At 62.3% G+C, this 4,749-nt stretch carries 5 protein-coding genes; all 5 read right to left on the bottom strand.

Going from position 1 to position 4,749, the window contains the following annotated elements:
- Positions 1-417 (bottom strand): SDR family NAD(P)-dependent oxidoreductase (locus EOC06_RS20905; protein ID WP_128308680.1); only part of this gene is annotated, 417 nt, incomplete at its 3' end.
- Positions 414-866 carry a hypothetical protein gene (locus EOC06_RS20900; RefSeq protein ID WP_245469857.1) on the bottom strand — a complete coding sequence of 151 codons (453 nt, stop codon included), beginning with the start codon at positions 864-866 and terminating at the stop codon, positions 414-416. The genes EOC06_RS20905 and EOC06_RS20900, both read right to left, overlap by 4 nt.
- 65 nt (positions 867-931) lie before the next feature.
- Positions 932-1,513 carry a hypothetical protein gene (locus tag EOC06_RS20895; RefSeq protein WP_127382344.1) on the bottom strand — a complete coding sequence of 194 codons (582 nt, stop codon included), beginning with the start codon at positions 1,511-1,513 and terminating at the stop codon, positions 932-934.
- Positions 1,514-1,523: 10 nt separating this feature from the next.
- On the bottom strand, positions 1,524-2,804 hold the full coding sequence (odhB, locus tag EOC06_RS20890) for a 2-oxoglutarate dehydrogenase complex dihydrolipoyllysine-residue succinyltransferase (protein ID WP_128308678.1): 1,281 nt from the start codon (positions 2,802-2,804) through the stop codon (positions 1,524-1,526).
- 47 nt (positions 2,805-2,851) lie between these two features.
- Positions 2,852-4,749, bottom strand: a 1,898-nt coding sequence (locus tag EOC06_RS43025; protein ID WP_245469855.1) for a 2-oxoglutarate dehydrogenase E1 component, incomplete at its 5' end; no start/stop codon positions are given.

Here is a 4,749-nt window from a genome sequence, read left to right as displayed (position 1 = left end):
CCCGCCCGCCCCGCCATGGCGGGTCGACATGCGCTTGACCGCCTCACGGGCGCAGAGGAACGAGCCGACGACATTGACGCGCATCATGCGCTCCAGCCGCGAAACGTCCATCTCGTCGACGCGCGCCTTGACGTCGACGATGCCGGCATTGTTGACGAAGGCATCGAGCCGTCCATAGGCGTGGTCGACGGCCTCGAACATGGCCACGATATCGGCCTCGCTGCCGACATCGCCCTTGACCGCAAAAGCCTCGCCGCCGGCAGCCTCGATCTCCGCGACCAGTGCATCGGCGGCGTCCTGATTCGCAGCGTAGTTGACCGCGACCCTGTAGCCGGCCTTCGATCCAAACCGGCAGATCGCCGCGCCGATGCCGCGGCTGCCGCCGGTGACCAGCAGCACCTTTTGCGTCCCGCTCATTCCTGGCATCCCTTCAAGGCAAACACATCCCCCGGCACTTTCGAAAACCCGCTGCTGCCATAGGCACTGGATTGGCGCAACGCTGGCCCGAGATCCGGCAGGATCAGCGTCTTCGGCGCTTCGACACCTTCGGCCGGCAGCAGCCCGATGTTGCCCTTGTCATCCGCCGTGTAGATGACGCCATGCCAGGGCGTGCAGGCGGCAAGCTCCTCGCCGGTGACGTCGCCCTCGGGGCATTTGTACATCAGCGCGCCGTTCGGCCGTGACACGCCCTCGTTCCACATGACGATACCGTTCAGCACCACATCGTTGTCGAGGATCATGCGGAAGCTGTTGGTGACGGTCGCCGAGGTGCCGGTCGGCGTGAAATCGATCTCGCTGCCGCCCTGGGCGTCTCCATAGACGGCGAGTTCTATCGGGCAGGCGGCATAGGCTGCCGCCGGGATCATCGCCGCACCGACCGCTATCGATGCGGTAGACAGGCTTTCGGACAAGAAAGAACGGATCGTCACTGCTATCCGCCTTGAACAGCTTGATCGAGGATGAAGACCGTCGAAAGAAAATAATCTACCTCGAACGCAACGTTTTCATTCCTGTCGACCGGAACCGCATTAACCTCGTATTTGAGGGTCAAGATGCGAGAACTCTCCGCCAGCTCAATATAAACGTCGCGCTCACGACCGCCGCTGATTGCCCACTTGAATTCGCTCTTGTTCAGGAACTGCAATGCCTTGGGCAAGGTATGTATGGCTATGGGCTTTGTGCCTGCAAAAATCACAGGATGCCGGCCCAAATCGACGTCCAGATGGCCGTACCAAGTCGCCATCGTTCCACCCGATTGCAATCTTCCGAAGACAGGCTCGACGCTAATCGACCTCAGATGAAAATCGGGACTGAAGAAGAACTCGCAATTTCTACCATAGATGCACCACGCTGACTCCGCGTCCTCGTGGCGATAATGATTGTCCGCCCGCACATCCTCCGGATCGATCAAGCCTCGCACCGTTTCACGGCTGCTTTTTCCGAGTTCAATCGGACCCGCCCGGCCTGTCGTAACAAGCTCGAACAGATCGATTGGCTCGACAGATTCAGCCACCGCGTCAGCCTTAGAGATCAAGCACCAGCCGTTCCGGATCCTCCAGGCTTTCCTTGACGCGGACCAGGAAGGTCACCGCTTCCTTGCCGTCGACGATGCGGTGATCGTAGCTGAGCGCCAGGTACATCATCGGCCGGATCACGATCTCGCCGCCGACCACGACAGGCCGGTCCTGGATCTTGTGCATGCCCAGAATGCCCGACTGCGGCGCGTTGAGGATCGGCGTCGACATCAGCGACCCGTAAACGCCGCCGTTGGAAATCGTAAACGTGCCGCCCTGCATGTCGGCGACCGACAGCTTGCCGTCACGCGCGGCGATGCCCAGCCGGCCGATATCCTTTTCGATCTCGGCGATCGACATCTGGTCGGCATTGCGCACGACCGGCACGACAAGACCCTTCTCGGTGCCAACGGCGACGCCAATATGGGCATAATTCTTGAAGATGATGTCGGTGGCGTCGATCTCGGCGTTGACCGAGGGGATTTCCTTCAGCGCATGCGTAACGGCCTTGGTGAAGAAGCCCATGAAACCGAGCTTCACGCCGTGCTTCTTTTCGAACACGTCCTTGTACTTGGTGCGTAGCGCCATCACCGCTGACATGTCGACCTCGTTGAAGGTGGTCAGCATGGCTGCGGTCGACTGCGCCTCCTTGAGGCGGCGCGCTATGGTCTGGCGCAGCTTGGTCATGCGCACGCGCTCCTCGCGCGACGCATCGTCGCCCGAGGACGGCGCACGTACGGCAACCGGTGCAGGTGCCGCCTTCGGCGTCTCCGCCGGCTGCGACGGCGCGCCTTTGGAGATGGCGTCGAGCACATCGCCTTTCAGCACCTGGCCACGCTTTCCCGAACCGGAGATCTGGTCGACCGAGAGATTGCTTTCGGCGATCAGTTTCGCCGCGGCCGGTGCCGGTGGCATGGTACGCGGCTCGACCGGGCCGGCATCGCCGGCGATCTTGGCGGTCTCGGCCGCGGCCTGCTTGCCGGTCGATGCCGCATCCGGCGACGAGGCCTGCGACACCGCCTGCGGCTTGGTCGCTGGTGCGGCGGCAGCGCCACCTGCCGAAATCGAACCGAGCAGCGCACCGACACCGACAGTCTCGCCTTCCTTGGCGGTGATTTCGCTTAAGGTTCCAGCGGCGGCGGCAGGCACCTCCACCGTCACCTTGTCGGTCTCGAGCTCGACCAGCGGCTCGTCGGCGACGATCGCGTCGCCGACCTTCTTGAACCATTTGCCGATGGTCGCTTCGGTGACGGATTCGCCGAGAGTGGGAACGCGGATTTCGGTAGCCATTGTGCCTGTCCGTTTTCTTTCGGTTCTGTTATTCGCCCAGATCTTCTCTATTCACCAAGCGCGTCTTCGAGCAAGGCGGCGAGCTGGGCGAGATGCTTCGACATCAGTCCGGTCGCCGGCGAGGCGGCGGCCGGACGGCCGGTGTAGCGCACCCGCTGATGCTTGGCATCGATATGCGCCAGCACCCATTCCAGATAGGGGTCGATGAACGACCAGGCGCCCATGTTCTTGGGCTCCTCCTGGCACCACACCATCTCGGCATTGCGGAACCGCGACAGTTCGGTGATCAGCGCCTTGGCCGGGAACGGATAGAGCTGTTCGACGCGCAGCAGATAGATGTCGTTGATGCCGCGCTTTTCGCGCTCCTCATAGAGGTCGTAATAGACCTTGCCCGAACACAGCACGACGCGGCGGATCTTCGAATCCTTGGTGAGCTTGATCGCCTGGCCGGAAAGCAGCTGCGCATCGTCCCACAGCAATCGGTGGAACGAGCTTTCGCCCGAAATTTCCGGCAGCGTCGACACCGCCCGCTTATGGCGCAGCAGCGACTTCGGCGTCATCAGGATCAGCGGCTTGCGGAAGTCGCGCTTCAGCTGCCGGCGCAATATGTGGAAGTAGTTGGCCGGCGTCGTACAGTTGGCCACTTGCATGTTATCTTCGGCGCAAAGCTGCAGGAAGCGTTCGAGCCGGGCCGAGGAGTGTTCCGGACCCTGGCCTTCATAACCATGCGGCAGCAGGCACACGAGGCCCGACATTCTGAGCCACTTGCGTTCACCCGAAGAGATGAACTGGTCGAACACCACCTGGGCACCGTTGGCGAAATCGCCGAACTGCGCTTCCCACAAGGTCAGCGCCTTGGGCTCGGCCAGGCTGTAGCCATATTCGAAGCCCAGCACCGCCTCTTCCGACAGCATCGAGTTGATGACTTCGTAGCCGGCTTGAGCCGCCGACAGATTGTTGAGCGGGATGTAGCGGGTCTCGTCGCGCTGGTCGTAAAGGACCGAATGGCGCTGCGAGAAGGTGCCGCGTTCTGAATCCTGCCCCGACAGGCGGATCGGATTGCCGTCGAGCAGGATGGCGCCGAAGGCCAGCGCCTCCGCCGTCGACCAGTCGATGCCTTCGCCCGACTCGATCGCCTGGCGGCGGTTTTCGAGGAAGCGGATGATTGTCTTGTGCGCCTCGAAATCCTTCGGCACCTCGGTCAGCTTCTTGCCGATTTCCTTCAGTGTCTTGACCGGCACGGCGGTCTTGCCGCGCCTTTGTTCGTCCTGGTTGTCGGCCGTGCGCAGGCCAGACCAGGCGCCGTCGAGCCAATCGGCCTTGTTGGGCTTGTAGTGCTGGCCGACTTCCCATTCGGATTCCAGATGTGCCCGCCAGTCGGCCTTCAACTGGTCGAGCTCGGTCTGGGTGAGGTGACCCTCGGCGATCAGCCGGTCGCCATAGATCTGCACCGTCGTCTTGTGGGTGCGGATGTTGCGATACATGATCGGCTGGGTGAAGGCCGGCTCGTCGCCCTCATTGTGGCCGAAGCGGCGGTAGCAGAACATGTCGACCACAACAGGCTTGTGGAACTTCATGCGGAATTCGATCGCCACCTTGGTGGCGTGCACCACGGCTTCCGGGTCATCGCCATTGACGTGGAAGATCGGTGCTTCAATCATCTTGGCGACGTCCGACGGATAGGGCGACGAGCGCGAGAAGCGCGGATTGGTGGTGAAGCCGATCTGGTTGTTGATGATGAAATGCAGCGTGCCGGCGACGCGGTGGCCGCGCAGACCGGACAGGCCGAGGATCTCGGCAATCACGCCCTGGCCGGCGAAGGCGGCATCGCCATGCAGCAAGAGCGGCAGTACCTTGGCGCGCTCTTCCAGCGGCACGATCTCCTCGCGGCTGCGGCCGAACAGGTAATCCTGCTTGGCGCGCGCCTTGCCCATCACCACCGGAT

The sequence above is a fragment of the Mesorhizobium sp. M7A.F.Ca.MR.362.00.0.0 genome (genome assembly GCF_004023175.1).
In the GTDB taxonomy this organism is placed as follows: domain Bacteria; phylum Pseudomonadota; class Alphaproteobacteria; order Rhizobiales; family Rhizobiaceae; genus Mesorhizobium.
Note: the sequence above shows the minus strand (reverse complement) of the source record. Positions and strands in the feature narration are given on the sequence as shown.

What these genes read in the sequence shown, in the direction of transcription:
- EOC06_RS20900 (WP_245469857.1), bottom strand. Translation starts at nt 866, where the DNA reads ATGATCCCGGCGGCAGCCTATGCCGCCTGCCCGATAGAACTCGCCGTC.
- odhB (WP_128308678.1), bottom strand. Translation starts at nt 2,804, where the DNA reads ATGGCTACCGAAATCCGCGTTCCCACTCTCGGCGAATCCGTCACCGAA.